The organism is Empedobacter sp. UBA6745 (assembly GCF_002453775.1).
Lineage (GTDB): Bacteria > Bacteroidota > Bacteroidia > Flavobacteriales > Weeksellaceae > Empedobacter > Empedobacter falsenii_C.
On the sequence record NZ_DKHL01000001.1, the window covers coordinates 169923 to 187213 of the forward strand.

General features: G+C 32.1%; 13 protein-coding genes. 5 read left to right on the forward strand and 8 right to left on the reverse strand.

Annotation, left to right across the window (positions count from 1 at the left end; all coding sequences use genetic code 11):
- Positions 1-124 precede the first annotated feature (124 nt).
- On the forward strand, positions 125-1585 hold the full coding sequence (gene guaB / locus B4H69_RS00890; RefSeq protein WP_291092470.1) for an IMP dehydrogenase: 1461 nt from the start codon (positions 125-127) through the stop codon (positions 1583-1585).
- Positions 1586-1658: 73 nt separating this feature from the next.
- Here guaB and B4H69_RS00895 read toward each other — a convergent pair whose 3' ends face one another.
- From B4H69_RS00895 to B4H69_RS00905, 3 genes are all read right to left on the reverse strand, one after another.
- Positions 1659-2366 carry a hypothetical protein gene (locus tag B4H69_RS00895; protein ID WP_291092397.1) on the reverse strand — a complete coding sequence of 236 codons (708 nt, stop codon included), beginning with the start codon at positions 2364-2366 and terminating at the stop codon, positions 1659-1661.
- A gap of 109 nt (positions 2367-2475) precedes the next feature.
- Positions 2476-4074: a SusD/RagB family nutrient-binding outer membrane lipoprotein gene (locus B4H69_RS00900; RefSeq protein ID WP_291092399.1), complete on the reverse strand. Its 1599-nt coding sequence runs from the start codon at positions 4072-4074 to the stop codon at positions 2476-2478.
- A gap of 13 nt (positions 4075-4087) precedes the next feature.
- On the reverse strand, positions 4088-7231 hold the full coding sequence (locus tag B4H69_RS00905; RefSeq protein WP_291092401.1) for a SusC/RagA family TonB-linked outer membrane protein: 3144 nt from the start codon (positions 7229-7231) through the stop codon (positions 4088-4090).
- A gap of 102 nt (positions 7232-7333) precedes the next feature.
- On the opposite strand from B4H69_RS00905, the gene B4H69_RS00910 reads away from it, so the two are divergent.
- A complete protein-coding gene (locus tag B4H69_RS00910; protein ID WP_291092403.1) occupies positions 7334-7930 on the forward strand; it encodes a ribonuclease HII in 597 nt (198 codons plus the stop codon).
- Between the two features lie 53 nt (positions 7931-7983).
- On the opposite strand, the gene B4H69_RS00915 is transcribed toward B4H69_RS00910, so the two are convergent.
- From B4H69_RS00915 to B4H69_RS00925, 3 genes are all read right to left on the reverse strand, one after another.
- On the reverse strand, positions 7984-10182 hold the full coding sequence (locus B4H69_RS00915) for a M12 family metallo-peptidase (protein ID WP_291092405.1): 2199 nt from the start codon (positions 10180-10182) through the stop codon (positions 7984-7986).
- A 108-nt stretch (positions 10183-10290) separates the two neighbouring features.
- Positions 10291-10752, reverse strand: coding sequence for a pantetheine-phosphate adenylyltransferase (gene coaD, locus B4H69_RS00920; RefSeq protein ID WP_115001540.1), 462 nt, complete (start codon positions 10750-10752; stop codon positions 10291-10293).
- A complete protein-coding gene (locus tag B4H69_RS00925; RefSeq protein ID WP_280045265.1) occupies positions 10740-11729 on the reverse strand; it encodes a D-alanine--D-alanine ligase in 990 nt (329 codons plus the stop codon). The genes coaD and B4H69_RS00925 overlap by 13 nt, the downstream gene beginning before the upstream one ends.
- Positions 11730-11820: 91 nt before the next feature.
- On the opposite strand from B4H69_RS00925, the gene B4H69_RS00930 reads away from it, so the two are divergent.
- From B4H69_RS00930 to B4H69_RS00940, 3 genes are all read left to right on the forward strand, one after another.
- On the forward strand, positions 11821-12789 hold the full coding sequence (locus B4H69_RS00930; RefSeq protein ID WP_125348649.1) for a PASTA domain-containing protein: 969 nt from the start codon (positions 11821-11823) through the stop codon (positions 12787-12789).
- Between the two features lie 11 nt (positions 12790-12800).
- A complete protein-coding gene (locus B4H69_RS00935; protein WP_180905042.1) occupies positions 12801-13892 on the forward strand; it encodes an RluA family pseudouridine synthase in 1092 nt (363 codons plus the stop codon).
- A gap of 76 nt (positions 13893-13968) precedes the next feature.
- Positions 13969-15204, forward strand: coding sequence for a DEAD/DEAH box helicase (locus tag B4H69_RS00940; protein ID WP_180905043.1), 1236 nt, complete (start codon positions 13969-13971; stop codon positions 15202-15204).
- 65 nt (positions 15205-15269) lie between these two features.
- On the opposite strand, the gene B4H69_RS00945 is transcribed toward B4H69_RS00940, so the two are convergent.
- Both B4H69_RS00945 and B4H69_RS00950 read right to left on the reverse strand, forming a co-directional pair.
- The gene (locus B4H69_RS00945) at positions 15270-16430 is read right to left on the reverse strand and encodes a dicarboxylate/amino acid:cation symporter (RefSeq protein ID WP_180905044.1); all 1161 of its coding nucleotides are present in this window, start codon (positions 16428-16430) and stop codon (positions 15270-15272) included.
- A gap of 170 nt (positions 16431-16600) precedes the next feature.
- Positions 16601-17275 carry a YiiX/YebB-like N1pC/P60 family cysteine hydrolase gene (locus B4H69_RS00950; RefSeq protein ID WP_244957962.1) on the reverse strand — a complete coding sequence of 225 codons (675 nt, stop codon included), beginning with the start codon at positions 17273-17275 and terminating at the stop codon, positions 16601-16603.
- Positions 17276-17291: the final 16 nt, after the last annotated feature.

Genomic DNA, 17291 nt, shown 5'->3' on the forward strand with positions numbered 1-17291 from the left:
TTAAATTTTCTAATCGATTCATTTACATATTAACAAAACATCAAATCCTTCAAAATTAAGATACATTTTCTCAAATAGTTTTGATTCTAAACTTTTTTCATCTAAATTTGCAATGCAAAAAGCAATGCCTTTAACAGACAAAATTCTACAAACGGGCTTCACTTTTGACGATGTGTTATTAGTGCCTGCCTACTCAGAGATATTACCGAACCAAGTATCTCTACAAACAAGATTCACAGACAATATCACCCTTAACATTCCGATAGTTTCTGCAGCAATGGATACTGTATCCGAAGCAAGATTAGCTATTGCATTAGCGCGTGAAGGAGGTTTATCTTTCGTTCACAAAAATATGTCGATCGAAGAACAAGCGAATGAAATTGATATGGTAAAACGTTCGGAAAACGGAATGATTTCTGATCCAATTACTTTATCTCGTCATCACAAGTTACAAGACGCAGTAAACTTAATGGAGAAATATAAAATCTCTGGTTTACCTGTTGTTGAAGAGGATAGAACATTGGTTGGAATTATTACAAATCGTGATATTCGTTACCAAGAAAACTTCGATCAATTGGTAGAAGATGTGATGACAAAAGAAAATATCATCACTTCTGATATTGATACTGACCTTAAGAAAGCAAAAGAAATTCTTTCTCGTTACCGTATCGAAAAATTACCAATCGTTGACGAAAACAATAAATTAATTGGATTAATCACGATTAAAGATATTGACAACTTAACAGAATTCCCTAACGCATGTAAAGACACAAAAGGTCGCTTACGTGTTGGAGCAGGTGTAGGAGTTGGTGCTGATACATTAGAACGTGTTCAAGCTTTAGTAAACAAAGGTGTTGATATCGTAGCGTTAGATTCTGCTCACGGACATTCAGCTGGAGTTATTAGTAAAGTTGCTGAAGTTAGAAATGCTTTCCCTGAATTAGATATTGTTGGAGGAAACATTGTAACTGCAGAAGCTGCAAAAGCTTTGATTGATGCTGGAGCAAATGCTTTAAAAGTTGGTGTTGGACCTGGTTCTATCTGTACAACTCGTGTTGTAGCTGGTGTTGGTGTACCTCAGCTTTCTGCTATTCATGACGTGCATTCTTACGCAAAAACAAGAAACGTTTCAATTATTGGAGATGGTGGTATCAAATTATCAGGAGATATTGTAAAAGCAGTTGCTGCTGGTGCAAACTTGGTCATGTTAGGAAGTTTATTTGCTGGTACAGATGAAGCGCCAGGAGAAGAAATTATTTTCCAAGGTCGGAAATTCAAAGCATATCAAGGAATGGGTTCTTTAGCTGCAATGAAACGCGGTTCTAAAGATCGTTATTTCCAAGCTGATGCGAAAAAATTAGTTCCAGAAGGAATTGAAGGTCGTGTTCCTCACAAAGGTTCTATTGCAGAAGTTGTTTACCAATTATGCGGTGGATTACGTGCTGGAATGGGTTACTGCGGAACTCCAAGTATTCAAGATTTAATTGAAAACGGAAAATTTGTACGTATCACAGGTGCTGGTTTACACGAATCTCACCCACATGATGTTGTGATCACAAAAGAAGCTCCTAATTATTCGAATTAAGAATTATCAATATATTAAACAAAATAGCAAGCNNAGCAAGCCAATTGGCTTGCTATTTTGTTTAATATTCATCTTAAAGTTTATTCATATAATCAACAAGTTTAATTTTATCTTTCTCTAAACTTAGATTCAAATTATTCTTATTTACAAAATCTACTAATTCTGGACTATTTTGAATTTTATTTAATTGTTTTTCATTTGTAGGAAAAACATAAAACTTATCTTCTTTATGTCTAATTAAATATAAGTCACTGTCATTCACCAATGAGAATTTTGTATTTGCTTTATTTGCATTATTTTTAAATTCTCCGTGAGTAATAATTTTTTTATTCCTTTTATATAAAGAATATTTTTCTTTATCATAAACTAAAACCTCTAAATACCCTTCAATTTTTCCATTTTTAGTTGGATATTTAAGAAATTGATATTGAGTTAAAGGAAAATAAATCATCAATTCAGGAACTTTTGTTAAATTAAAAATCTGTCCATCTTTTTCAAATTCCATTTCATCTGAATAAGCATTGTATCTAAGTTTAGAAAAGTCTAAATTAAAACCTTTTATTTCTATATCCTCAAAATTTGGATTAAAATACTGGCTACCTTCATATTGAGTTATCACTTCACCTTTATTTCTTAAAGCAATTTCATTTTGAATATTACTTATTTGATGGGATATTCTTTCATTTAAAGTTCTATCAACCCCATCTGTTAATAAATTTTGTTGAGCATTGACACCTAAACAAAAAGAAGCAAAAAAACAAAATATTTTAATTTTTAACATACTCATAATATTTACTATCCAATATACAATTTATTTCATTAAAAATCAATAAAATAAAAAAAGCAGCAAAAATAATTTTGCTGCTTTTATAAAGAAAATGGATATTATATTATTTAGTCATCCACCATAATTTTCCATTAATTGGATCCTTTCCGCCATAAGCTGAAACTGCTTCATTCCAATTTGTAGTATTAAGAGTTTGTTCACCTAATGGATATGAAATTCTATACGGAATATCAGTCATACCTGCTACTAATGGAGTGAATACGTATGGAGTACCATCTATTTCATATCCAGTTTGACCAGGTAATAATAAAATACTACCATTAGGATATCCTGTACGTCTATATTCTACCCAAGCAGTTTGAGGCTGCATATACAAAGCAATATACTTTTGAGTAATTACATTTTCTTTATTTGCAGCTGGTAATGCAGCTACATAAGCATCAATTTTAGCTTGATCTACTCCCCATTTTTGCATAGATGCTATCACACCATTCACATAATTAGTTTGGTTCCAACCATTAGCTTCTGATAACAAGAATTCTACTTCAGAGTATTCCATTAAAACCTCAGCATAATCTGCAGAGAAAATAGTTTTTGAAAATGGAGATACTTTAGATACCTGATTATTTGATGATAAACGATCAGAAGGTAATCCATAAGGAATTCCTTGATATTTTGTAATATCATCCGTTTCTACATAGTTACCTGAACCAGCGTTAGCTTTTGATGTTCCTAAAGGTGCAGCATATTTTTGTAAACGTGGATCAACTCCATAATTACCAGATTGTCCTTTTAATAATCTTATTAATTGATTATTCACATAGAAGTCATTTCTATTTCCTACAAAAAATTCACTCCAAAATGGAGAACCTTCCACAGCCGATGTTCCATAATGTTGCAAAGCATTGTCTTCATTTGAGGTAAAAATTCCTTTTGCAATAGCATCTTGCATTTCAGCTTTCGCTTCAGGATATACATCTTTAATTTGGTTAGCAATTCTTAAACGTAACGAGTTTGCAAATTTTTTCCATTTAGATGCATCTCCAAAATAAATTTGGTCACCAATTTTATTCTCAGGACTTGTAAATACATTCTTTTCAGTAATATCCAATTGCGCTTCAGCTTCTTTTAGCTCTTGTAACAAATTTTTAAAGATAACTTCTTGCTTAACATATTTAGGTTGAGCATACGTATCAATTTGTAAAGCTTGAAAATCTGGATTCTTTGCACCACTTAATGACCAATATGGAACATCTCCGAAATAATTTGTTAAATCTAAGAATTCGTAAGCCATCATAATACGTGCTACAGCAATCTGTGTATCAACATCTCCGTAAGCAGCTTGTTGTGGTCCTAAAACAGGATCTGTACAAATACTTATTACCTTTTTTAAGTTTGATAAAGATCGATAACTTGCGTTCCATGCTTGATCTCCTGTTGTCGTACGATAAGCGTATTTATCCTCTTCTGTATAGTTTCTCTGTGCTGAATATTGTACCCAAGGCAATAACATACGTCCAGACACCCATCCATCTCTCATTTCATCAACAAATATTTTAGTTGCAATTGGAAAGATTGTATATGTAGGCGCATTTTCGGGTGCATTAGGACTAATATTCATTTCTTCAAATCCATTATCGCAAGAAGATAATAAAGCACTTCCTAGTAATGCTGATAATATAATTGTTTTATTGATTCTCATAATAATTTAATTTTTAGAATTGTAACTTAAGATTCATACCATAAGTTCTTGTAGATGGTAAAGACCCTCCTTCAATACCTTGTATATTTCCAGAACCATAAGAAGCCATTTCAGGATCAAATCCTTTTTTATCTAATCCCCATGTAGCTAAGTTTCTACCAAATGCAGATACAGTAACGTTAGCAAAAGGCCCTGCCCATTTTTTAGGGAAAGTATACGATAAAGTTACTTCACGTAATTTGATGTAGTCTGCATCAAAAACATTTCGGCTATCTACACCATTATAATATGCTTTATAATAATCGTAAGCAGAAACTTCAGTTGTATTTTTAACATATGATTTTGTTCCTTCATCCCACATTACACCATCTGCAACAACTCCATTCTCACGCACTCCATTTGCTGCTGTTTCTTCTAACATTCCAGAGTACATTCCCCACATATGTGAAGTAGAGAAGAATTTACCTCCTTTTTGAATGTCAATTAAAGCTGATAAAGCAACACCTTTGTATGTAAATGTATTTCTAATACCCATGTTATAATCAGGAATAATTGATCCTAAGTTTGTTACTGCTGATTTTTCATAAAATCCATTTGCATCAACAACTTTATTTCCATTATCATCATAAACAAAATCTCTACCCATAAGCTGTCCATATTTCTGACCTGATATAGCCCATAATTGAACACTAAATGGTGCAGTTGATAAATTGTATGAATCCATTTCATCAGAAACTTTACCTACTTTATTGTTGTTTTTAGCAAAATTCCACGTTACTTTCCATTCAAAATCTTGATTTCTTAATGGAACAATATTTACTAATGCTTCAACACCTTCGTTACTCATCTCTCCTGCATTCAACCACTTATATCCATTTCCTGTAGACCAAGAGTGCTGAACTGGCACTAATAAATCTGTACGTTTCTCATTATAATAAGTCACATCAAAACCGAAACGATTATTAAACATAGATGCTTCTAAACCAACTTCCCATGTATCTTTAATCTCAGGTTTTAATAACGGATTCATCTTAGTATTTGACTGAATAAATGTAGGCGTTCCATTAAAGTTTATACTTGAACCTAATACATCCCCTGTTTGATATGGAGTTAAATCAGATGAAACTTGCGAAACACCTGCTCTTAATTTACCAAAATTTAACCAACTTGGTTTAAATACTTCAGAGAATACAAAACTCCCTGTGACAGATGGATAAAAATAACTATTATTTATTATAGGTAATGAAGAAAACCAGTCATTACGGCCCGTTGCCTCTAAGAATAACATATTCTTATATCCCAAAGAGATCATACCATATATAGAGTTCACTTCTGAAGTTTCTCTAAAACTCGATGTTGTTGGATTATCTAAACTATTTCCAATAAAATAATAATTAGGAACAACTAATCCACCATTTGTAGAAGATGATAATCTACTTTGTGTTTTGTGTCTTCTGTTCACCCCTGCAAAAGCATTTAAGGAGAAGTCTCCCCATTTTTTATCAAAATGTATACGTCCTTCATAGTTCATCTCAGTAAACTTATAGTACGCTTCAGAATACTTTGACATTGCTTGAGATCCTACAGCAACACGTTCAGACACTTGCATATCATAAGTATCTCCCATTACATTTGCAACAGCATAAAGTCCTGGTGCGATGTCATATTTAAACTCTACATTTCCATAAAAACGATCTCTTTTATCTTTTGATGTATTTTCATACACTACCCAATATGGATTATCAGAATATGCAGGAGTTCCTTCATCCCAAGATGTTCTATTCCAAGAACGTTGGTTACCATTAGCTAATTTATAATCTTTTAATTTATTATAATCCAATTGTCTTTGTCCCCATTGGAACATTTTTTGAGCAACTGAGTTATCCCCGTATCCTACTTCTGGTCTATTAAAACCATCCGTTCTTGTATAAGTTAAATTAGTCGTTACAGTAAATACATCACTAAATTTATTAGATAAGTTAATACCTGCTGTTGTTTTCTTTAATGTAGAATTAGGTACAATACCTGTTTGATTGACATTAGATAATGAAACTCTAAAATTAGTTGATTCATATGATTTTGCAAAGGATACACTATTAGTATAAGCAACACCTGTATTAAAGAATGATTTAGCGTCATTTTTTGAAGCTCTCCAAGGCGTTGTTTTCATGTAATCGCTAGCAAACTCAGGATCAAAAGCATACCATTGTAAAACTTCTTGATTGTTAAATCTTGGTCCCCAAGATTCATCTGTAGCATAATCTACAATTTGATAATCTTTACCTCCAATATTTACAGTTTCAAAGGTATCAGAAGCTCCACCCCCATATAAATTTTGAAGACTTGGAATTTGATTAATTGATTCAAAAGCAACACCAGTATTAACAACGATATCTTCTCTACCTTTTTTACCAGTTTTCGTTTTGATCATGATTACACCATTCACAGCACGAGAACCATATAAAGCTGATGCAGGACCACCTTTCAAGACGTTGATAGACTCTACGTCATCTGGGTTAATATCAAAAGCTCCATCACCATAATCACGTCCTCCAGCACCACGTTGCGTATTACTGTCATTAACATTATTATTAGCTAATGGAATACCATCAATAACTATTAATGGCCTGTTTTCTCCTGTAATAGATCCAATACCTCTTAAAGTAATACGAGTAGATCCTCCTAAAGAAGAAGGTGCTGTAATCTGAGCTCCAGCTACGTTCCCTGATAAAGATTGTAATGCATTACTTCCTCTACCTGCTTGAATAACATCTCCTTTTACCTCTTGAGATGCATATCCTAATGATCTTTTATCACGAGTAATTCCTAATGCTGTTACTACAGCCCCTTCTAACTCTACCGTTTCAGAAGGCTTAAGAGTTACTTTATATTCTGAACCTGCACCAACTGAAAAAGTTTGAGTTGGTAATCCCATTGCTTCTACTGTTACTAAATCTCCTTGTTTAGCTTCAATACTAAACACCCCATTTTCGTCAGTGTAAGCTTCTTTTCCTGATGTTGTTTTTACAACAGCATCAGCTACTGGAAGTCCATCAGAGTCTGTTACAGTTCCTGTAACTGTCTTTTCTTGCGCATATAAAGAAGCTCCTAAAAGAAGTCCTCCTAATACAAACAAGTTTTTTAAATTTCTCCTCATCTGTTAAAACATTTTTAAAACTTTCATAAACTTAAGATTTCTCTAACATTTACAAAACTTTTTTATGCTAAATTTTGATAACTTTGTTAAAAAAATAAAAAATTGTATAAAGTTTTATCAAATCACGAATATGAAATAGGTTGTGATGAAGCAGGAAGGGGTTGTTTGAGCGGTCCTGTTGTAGCAGCAGCAGTTATTTTAGGAAGAGATTTTGAAAATGATATTATTAATGATTCAAAACAATTATCTGAAAAGAAAAGAAATTCGTTGAGAACATTTATAGAAGAAAATGCTAAATATTGGGCAATTGGAATTGTTTGGCCGAATGAAATTGACGAAATAAATATCTTAAACGCTAGTTTTTTGGCTATGCATCGAGCTATTGATCAATTAGATTGTCCGAAAGATTTGATTGTTGTTGATGGAAATCGTTTTAATAAATATCATGATGTCCCACACAAATGTATTATAAAAGGTGATTCAAAATATATGAATATTGCGGCAGCATCTATTTTAGCAAAAACGTATCGTGATGAATATATGGAAAGAATACACGAAGAATTCCCCATGTACGATTGGAAAAAAAACAAAGGTTATCCAACAAAAGCTCATCGTTTAGCAATAAAAGAATTTGGAGCTACTCCTTATCACAGAATGACATTTAAATTATTACCAGATCAATTAAATTTAGATTTATAAAGAGGTTGTTAATAAATTAACAACCTCTTAAAACTTAAAAAAATTAGTACAGTTTATTTCTTAGTCACTTTTTGCGAATAAGATTTTTTATCTGTTTTTATATTTAATAAATATACTCCTTTTGGATATTTAGATAAATCTATTTTTGATTCTTTTTTATCTATCTTATTTGTTTCTACTAACAATCTACCTGACATATCAAAAACTTGATAGCTAACAATTTTTTCTTTACTTGATAGTGTAACAAAATCAGTAGTAGGATTAGGGTAAATATTAAATTCAACTTTATTTAAATCTTTTAATCCTAAAGAATTACAATTAATTTGTGCTGCCCATCCTCTTAATTCTAATCCACCATCTGATCTAAAACGAATAGTAATTGCTCCAGAATCATCCGTAGAAACGAATGGTCCAGGAATTTTATTTCCGTTTAATTCTTTTCCATTTTCAAATAATTTTGAAGCATTACTAGATGTTCCATTATAAACATTCATATAATCATAAACTCCATTTTCATCAGCAGGTTCTACATCAAATTCTGTAAAAGTGATTGACACTTTTTCGCCCGCAACAAGAGGTTTAAATACTTTTATAAAATTCTCATTAGGCGAATAGTTTCCATTTGCTCCACCAGAATCATAATAAATATCTCCATTACAATAATCTCCAGGAATTTCAATAATTGATGTTACAGAAGAAGAATTAGATGTTGCTGTACATTTATTTGCTACTTCAATTCTGTAATATGCATTTCGATCTAAATTTTCAAACTTTAATATTTTTGATGTCGTTTCTTTCCATTGAGCTTCTGTATCACCAATTTTCTGAAACTTATAAATCCAAACAGTACCTACATCATCATTTAACGTATATGTAATATTTTGTCCTTCAAGAGAACCTGTTACAGATTTTATCGTTTGTTGACAAGTCATACTACAATCTGTACTTAAACAAATTTTACCATCAACAGTAGCACGAATTAAATTCCCTGGTTGTTCTCCGAAACCATTAGAAAAGTTAATACCTACTCCACCTACTAAATGACAATAACTCATAATTGTACCTTTATCAGCGTAAGGTATTGGTCCTGTAGGACAAGTCCCTTCTGCTAAACTAGGATCATAAGTTGGAGCACAACCATCTATTGCAGTATTATCTCCATTCCATGAACATGCATGTGTATGAGGCGAACCTAATGCGTGCCCCATTTCATGTGTCATAGCCATAATTGTCCAAGAATAAACAGGCACATTATTATAAGTCATGTTAATTCCTGAATAAGCAAAATGATATTCATTGTTACACATTGAATTTAGATAAGCAACAGAAGTTGTAGATGGATAATTAACCAAATGCGCTAAATCTCCATCAAATTCTGTTCTTGTTGTTCTAAATTTATTTAACTGAGCACTATAATTACCCGTATATGGATCTTGCTCTTTCCAAATCATTACTTTAGATAAAGAAGTTCTGATGTAATCATTTGTATAAAGTGTCGCAATATTATTATGGATAGCTGTTAACCAATTCAGTGTTTTTGTTTCGTCTAAACCATTTTGCTTATATGGAGCATATGCAATCTCATAATAAACACGAACACATTTTTCAGTCATTTCATTCGCTGTTTTTTTTAAGATTTTTGGATCATAATTAGGTTTATAATTTTTATTTTCTTCTAATAGATCTACAGCACACTTTACGTTACTTTTTGCTTCCACATTATATGAAGAATACGTTACATATTCTTCAGAATTTTGTAATTTACCAATAACCACATCTCCTAGAGCAGTAGATGAAGCAACACCAATCACTTGATCTTCAAAAATAGAAATTGCAACAACAGACGTTTTATCTCCTTGGATAATTCCTTGATAATACAATCCTGGTTTGTAATTAATTAATTTATTATTTTGATCGACTGCTTTAAAATTATCCGTAAACAATGCATCATTCTTTACTAATTCTAAACTAATTTGACGCCCTTCAAACGGAACATCTAATGTTAAAGAAGTTGGTTTTGATTGATATAATTTAGTTAATTCTGCTTTTTCTAAATTAAAAACAGAAACTCCTTTTGCAAAGTCTGCAAATTGATTCCCTTTTTGTTGAATTACATCGCTGAATACATCATACGATTTAAAACTGCGACTCGTTAATTTAGCTTGCTCTACTTTTTTAGCAATCGGCCTTTCTTGACCAAAAGTAAGCGTACTAAATACGAACGCAATTAATAGTAAAATTAATTTCTTCATATTTATTTTGTGTTAATTGTTGTAAATATATTGCTTTTCAAATTTTATAGCACAAAAAAAAAGTAGATAAATTATCTACTCTTTTAATATTTAACAGAAAAAATCTTCTTAAATCCTCACAACATCTGGAACTAATATCTCATATTTTCCTCCGTTTCGCATGACATCACGAACAATACTTGAACTGATGTAAGCTTTACCAGAAGATGTTAATAAAAAGATTGTTTCGATATTATGATTTGTAATTGCTCGGTTTGTGTGCGCAATCGCTTTCTCAAATTCGAAATCGGCTGGATTACGAAGTCCACGTAAAATAAATTGTGCATTTACCTCATCACAAAAATCTACAGTTAGACCTTTATAAGCCATCACTTCTACATTTTCGAATTTCGCAACAGAATCTTCAATAAACTTAATTCGTTGCTCCAAAGAAAACATATAATTCTTCGATGAATTTGTTCCAATAGCAACAATAATCTTGTCAAATAAAGGAACTGCACGCTCTATAATATCTAAATGTCCTAAAGTAATTGGATCAAAAGATCCAGGAAAAACAGCTATTCTATCCATGCTGAAGGTCTATTTAAAGCAAATTCTATTTCACTATCCATCAAATCTTCCAAAGCAATTCCTGCGTGTGCAGCTTGCTGAGGAAAAATACTTGCAGGAGAAAAACCTGGTAATGTATTCATTTCAATAAAATGCGGTTCTCCATTCACAATAATATATTCCGAACGCGAAAAACCAGACATATTAATACATTTATATGCTTTTGCTGCAATTTCTCTTACTCTTGCTTCAACTTCTGGCGTTAAACGAGCTGGCGTAATTTCATCAGACAAACCATTATATTTTGCATCATAATCAAAGAATTCTGTGTGCGAAACAATTTCTGTAATTCCCAACACCATTGTTTCTCCTTTGTAATTTAAAACTCCGACCGAAACCTCTGTTCCATCTAAAAAAGATTCAATCAAAACTTCTTTATCTTCAAGAAAAGCTTTTTGCATGGCTCCTTCAAATTCTTCTTCTTTATGAACTTTCGAAATTCCTAAACTAGATCCTGAACGATTTGGTTTTACGAAACAAGGTAAACCAACTTGATCAATAATTTCTTTTGCAGAATATTGATCTCCTTGATTAATATAAATTGATTTCGCATGCGGAATCCCATATTTGCTCAATACTGCAATACAATCTTTTTTATTAAATGTTAAGGCAGATTGATAAAAAGGACATCCATTGTATGGCAAATCAATCATTTCAAAATACGCTTGCAAATAACCATCTTCTCCTGGCGTACCATGAATTGTATTAAAAACGACATCAAACGTAATTTTTTCTCCATTCTTTTCAAATGAGAAATCACCTTTATTGATTGGATATTTTTCGCCATCAATTTCGGCAAACCAACCTTCTTTTAAGATTCGAACCCTTGTTCTGTCGTACTTTTCTGGATTTAGACTTGAGTAAATTAACTCGCAACTTTTCAACGAAATCACGCTTTCATCCGTATATCCACCTGCTACAACTGCTACTCTTAACATGTTTAATTTAAAATTTATTCAAATATAGAACTTTGACATCAATCATAAATATTATTTTTAAACTATATTTGTGCGACAATTTATCATTTCAATGAAAGGAGTAAAATCAATCATTCAAGTTTTGCTGAATGTAGCTATTGTAATAGCGCTATCATTTGGGCTTTACCATTTTATTTTTAACGTTTGGTTAGATTCGTATACAAATCACAATGAATTTGTTGAAGTTCCGGATTTATCTAAAATGAATATTACTGATGCTACAGCTAAGTTAGAAGAACTTGGTTTGACATACGAAGTAGATAGTTCTCGTTTTGATCCAAATACGAAACCTTTTGCTATTATGGATTTTTATCCAGCAGCAGAATCACGTGTAAAAGAAGGTCGTCGTATCTTTATTAAGTCAAATCCGAAAACATATCGCCCGGTTGAATTACCAGATTTAGTTGGAAAATCAAAACGTTTGGCTTTTACACAATTAGAAATTTCTGGTCTTAAAATCGGAAAAATAATTTACGAGCCAGATTTAGCAAAAGATGCCGTTCTTAAAATATTATACAACGGAAAAATTGTAAAAGCAGGCGAACAATTACCTCGTTTTGCGACAGTTGATTTGGTATTAGGACGCGGAATGTTATCTGGTGTTAGAATGCCTAATTTGGTTAATTTAACATTGACAGAAGCTAAAAAATCAATCAAAGATAATTTCTTCGAGATTGGTCAAATCAAATTTATTGGAGCTTCTCATGATACAATCAACGCAAGAGTTGTTTATCAGTTCCCATTTGCTACGGATACTTACGATCAAGGTCAACCAATTGATATTTGGTTATCAACAGAACCTCGCGATAAAATTAGAACACAGTTAAAAGAATTAGATGTTCAGTACAAAAACTTTGGCGAAGATACAATTAGCGGTTCTCAATATAGAGATATTATAACACAAAAAGCTGAACAGCAGATCAAAGATATGCAACAACAGCAACAACAAAATAATCAGCCTACAGAGCAACAAAAGCCTACAGAAGCGCCTAAAGCTCCAGAAGAGATTATTATAGAATAGAAAGAGAATAAATGACAGAAGATTTAGAAGATTTCTTACAAGAGGAAAACGACAATAAATTATACGAGCATTTTTCAATAACGGTTGACAAAGGTCAATCGTTATTGCGTATAGATAAGTTCTTAATGGTTAGAATTGAGAACGCGACAAGAAATAAAATTCAACAAGCAGCCGATAACGGAAACATTTTAGTGAACAATGAATCTGTAAAATCGAATTACAAAGTAAAGCCTGGAGATTTTATTCAGATTATGTTAGAAACTCCTCCACGTGAGAATGAAGTTATAGCAGAAAATATTCCGATCAAAATTATTTACGAAGATGATCAAGTTGTCGTAATTGATAAAGAACCTGGAATGGTTGTGCATCCTGGACATGGAAATTATACAGGAACTTTGGTAAATGCCTTAAAGTTTCATTTTGATAATTTACCATCAATGTCAGATCAAATGGAACGTCCTGGTTTGGTACATCGTATCGATAAAGACACAAGCGGACTTTTGGTTATTGCGAAAACAGAAGTTGCAATGACAAGTTTAGCAGAACAATTTGCAGCTCACACAACAGACCGTTTGTATAATGCATTGGTTTGGGGAGTTTTGGCAGAACAAGAAGGAACAATTACGGGACATATTGGTCGACACTTAAAAGATCGTATGCAAATGGCTGTTTTTCCTGATGGAGATCAAGGTAAACATGCGGTGACACATTATAAAGTAATGGAGAATTTTTCTTACGTTACATTGGTCGAATGTAAATTAGAAACTGGTCGTACACATCAAATTCGAGCACATTTCAAACATTTGGGACATCCATTATTCAATGATGCTCGTTATGGTGGAGATCGCATTTTGAAAGGAACAACATTCAACAAATACAAACAGTTTGTTGACAATTGTTTCGCAGCTTGTCCACGCCAAGCTTTACACGCACGTACATTAGGATTTGATCATCCTACAACAGGAGAACGTATGTATTTCGAATCTCCGATGCCTGCTGATATGATAGATATTTTAGAACGTTGGAGAAATTATTCGGTAAACTCTGTTCATGCAACAGAACCTGATGAAAAAATTGATCGCAACGCAAAAGAAATGGAATAGATTTATTTTTAATTATAAAGCACTTCGACGGAAGTGCTTATCTATTTCTATATAAAAACTTACACGATTTTAATCAATGAATTTTTCAGAATTAAATATAATTGAACCAATTTTAAAAGCAATTGAAGAGGCTGGATATACAGAACCAACCGAAATTCAAGAGCAATCTATTCCTTTAGTTTTAGAAGGAAATGATATTATTGGTTGCGCGCAAACAGGAACAGGAAAAACGGCATCTTTTGCGATTCCTATTCTACAAAACTTAACAAATTCTCCGAGTAAAAGAAGAAAAATTAGAACATTAATTTTAACGCCAACGCGTGAATTAGCCATTCAAATCAACGAAAGTTTTAAATTATATGGTAAAAATTTACCGTTAAAACATTTGGCGATTTTTGGAGGTGTTAATCAAAATCCACAAATTGGAGCCATCAAAAATGGTGTTGATATTTTAATTGCAACGCCAGGCCGTTTGTTAGATTTGATTGGACAAGGACATCTAAAAATTAATCAAATCGAGATTTTTGTTTTAGATGAAGCCGATCGTATGTTGGATATGGGGTTTGTTCATGAAATCAAAAAGATTTTAGAAATCATTCCAAAAGAAAGACAATCACTTTTCTTTTCGGCAACAATGCCAAAAAACATTCGAAAATTTTCTCATTCAGTTCTTCGTCGTCCAAAAGAAGTCAGCGTAACACCTGTTTCTTCGACTGCCGAAACGGTTGAGCAATTTGTTTATCATGTAGACAAAGACATGAAAGTAAAACTTTTGGTTAGCATTTTAAATGAACATCCAGAAGATCGTACTTTGATTTTTACACGAACAAAACACGGCGCAAATCGTTTGGTAAGACACTTGGAAAAGGCTGGAATTCCAGCCGCTGCAATTCATGGCGATAAATCTCAAAATGCCAGACAACGTGCTTTGAATGATTTCAAAGAAGAAAAATTAAAAGTATTAATTGCCACTGATATTGCTGCTCGTGGAATCGATATTGATCAATTACCTTATGTGATCAATTACGAATTACCGAATATTCCTGAAACATATGTACACCGAATTGGACGTACTGGTAGAGCAGGACGCGAAGGAAAAGCGATTTCTTTATGTGCTGCCGATGAAAGAGGCGATTTGGCAAATATTGAGAAATTAATTGGTAATTATGTAACAGTGATTAAAACACCAAAAGAGTTTTATAAATTACCTGACGCGAATAGTAACAATAATAATTTCAAGAAAAATAATACTGGTTTTAAACCAAAAAAAGATACAAAACCAAAGAATCCTCATCGAGGAAGAAGAAAATAATTCATAAAAAAATCACTTCGAAATGAAGTGATTTTTTTTTTATATTTTTCACAGATGAGTTGAAATTATTTCTCTTCAGCATATTTATCTACAATCATGCTCAATGCACCATCAGTTGTAATGTTACACGCAGTTCCAAAACTATCCTGTAATGCGAAAATAGTCAAGATTAAAGCGACTCCAGCTTCATCAAATCCTAAAACATTTGATATTAATCCTAACGAAGCGACAACTGTTCCACCCGGAACTCCAGGTGCACCAACAGCAAAAACGCCTAAAAGCAAGACAAAAATTACCATTGTTCCAACATCTGGAATATGACCGTACAATACTTGCGAAACCGTCATTACAAAGAAAACTTCCGTCAAAACTGAACCACATAAGTGTGTATTCGAGAAAAATGGAATCGTAAAATTAGAAATCGTAGATTTAATTACCTTACTATCATTCACCGCTTTTACCGCAACCCCCAAAGACGCCGCCGAAGACATTGTTCCAACTGCCGTTAAATAAACAGGTGGATAATATTTTAAAAGTTTGAATGGATTTGTTTTATGATAAAATCCTGCGATTGTATACATTAATGTCATCCAAATAAAATGACCAACAATAACAATCAAAATTACTTTCAAGAAAACTGGCAATTGCTTTTCAATAGAACCTTCGTAGCTTAAAATTGCAAAATTCGCAGCAATGAAAAAAGGTAAAATCGGGATCAAAACTTTGTTTACCAAAAGAATTACAATATCTTTGAATTGATCAAAAATCTTTTCTAATTCCTTCGCTTTTGTAATCAAAATTCCCATTCCCAACATCAACGAAATAACCAATGCTGTCATTACCGAAAAAATTGGCGGAATATCTAATTGAAATAAAATTTTTGGAACTTCTCGCAACGAATCAACAGAAGTTGGAATAGATAAATTTGGAATAATTTGATAACCTGCAATCATCGAAAATAACCCCGCTCCTATAGAAGATAAATAGGCAATTAATAATGAAAAACCTACTATTTTAGCTGAGCCTTCGCTTAATTTCGTAATTGAAGAAACAATAAAACCGATTACAATTAACGGAACCAAAAAGAAGATTAATTGTCCTGTAAAATATTTTAAGGATAAAACAATTTGAATTGTATTTTCATTCAGATAATTTCCTAAAACCAAACCGGCAATCACACCCAAAAGCAATCGAAATAATGTATTGCTCGCAATCTTTTTTAACATTTGACACAAAATTTGCGACAAATATAAACTCTATTAATTTAATAGACTAAATATGTTTTAGAAAATATTTAAATCTCTTTACTAAATTATATGACATTAAAAAAGTACAAAATAAAAATATACTGTCATTCTGATTTCTACAACAAGCATATTAGTTTTTCAAAATTATTTTAAAGTTTCACCTCTCCAACCTTAATTAATTTCTCAGAAGTAGCCAATTGATTTGGATTTGTTCCAGGTTCGTCTTGCGGAACTTCTTTTCCTTTTTTACGATAAAAATCTATCCAAAAATTATCAATAATTCCGGTTTCTTTGTTTTTAAAATTCATCGGAATTAGTTCAAAAACGTTATCATCACGAAAGGCTCTTTCCACAAAATCGGAACAATATAATTCGTCATCATTCAAAATATATAACCAATTATAAGGTTTTCCGAGCATTGTTTTAGCTTTTTCAATTGCATGAGGAATCGTTGATTGATATTCTTTTTTGAGACGATAAATAACAATTTTATTATTCTTTTCGGTTTGAGAAATGTAAAAATGATGAATTTCCTCTCGTTGTGATCCGCCCATTGGAGCAGCGTGTAAAACAAAAATAGAATCAGCCGTTTTTTCGATCAATCCAACATGATCAAAATTGGTATCGTCATTTATTTTTGTCACTCTATTTATTGCGCCCGAAAGTTCTTCTGTTTGCGCACCAACAAAAATCAAATCACCATTTTGAATATTTTGTAATGAAATTGAATGTTTTTCTTTTAATATTTTTGATTTTGTACAACTATTCATTTTCAATGTAAATAGAAGTAAAAAGATAGGAAATAAAACGAATATTTTTTTCATTCAGAATGAATTATTA

Bases quoted from the DNA above. Each gene is read 5' to 3' on its own strand.
- guaB (WP_291092470.1), top strand. From the start codon at position 125: ATGCCTTTAACAGACAAAATTCTACAAACGGGCTTCACTTTTGACGAT.
- B4H69_RS00895 (WP_291092397.1), bottom strand. From the start codon at position 2,366: ATGTTAAAAATTAAAATATTTTGTTTTTTTGCTTCTTTTTGTTTAGGT.
- B4H69_RS00900 (WP_291092399.1), bottom strand. From the start codon at position 4,074: ATGAGAATCAATAAAACAATTATATTATCAGCATTACTAGGAAGTGCT.
- B4H69_RS00905 (WP_291092401.1), bottom strand. From the start codon at position 7,231: ATGAGGAGAAATTTAAAAAACTTGTTTGTATTAGGAGGACTTCTTTTA.
- B4H69_RS00915 (WP_291092405.1), bottom strand. From the start codon at position 10,182: ATGAAGAAATTAATTTTACTATTAATTGCGTTCGTATTTAGTACGCTT.
- coaD (WP_115001540.1), bottom strand. From the start codon at position 10,752: ATGGATAGAATAGCTGTTTTTCCTGGATCTTTTGATCCAATTACTTTA.
- B4H69_RS00925 (WP_280045265.1), bottom strand. From the start codon at position 11,729: ATGTTAAGAGTAGCAGTTGTAGCAGGTGGATATACGGATGAAAGCGTG.
- B4H69_RS00930 (WP_125348649.1), top strand. From the start codon at position 11,821: ATGAAAGGAGTAAAATCAATCATTCAAGTTTTGCTGAATGTAGCTATT.
- B4H69_RS00935 (WP_180905042.1), top strand. From the start codon at position 12,801: ATGACAGAAGATTTAGAAGATTTCTTACAAGAGGAAAACGACAATAAA.
- B4H69_RS00940 (WP_180905043.1), top strand. From the start codon at position 13,969: ATGAATTTTTCAGAATTAAATATAATTGAACCAATTTTAAAAGCAATT.
- B4H69_RS00945 (WP_180905044.1), bottom strand. From the start codon at position 16,430: ATGTTAAAAAAGATTGCGAGCAATACATTATTTCGATTGCTTTTGGGT.
- B4H69_RS00950 (WP_244957962.1), bottom strand. From the start codon at position 17,275: ATGAAAAAAATATTCGTTTTATTTCCTATCTTTTTACTTCTATTTACA.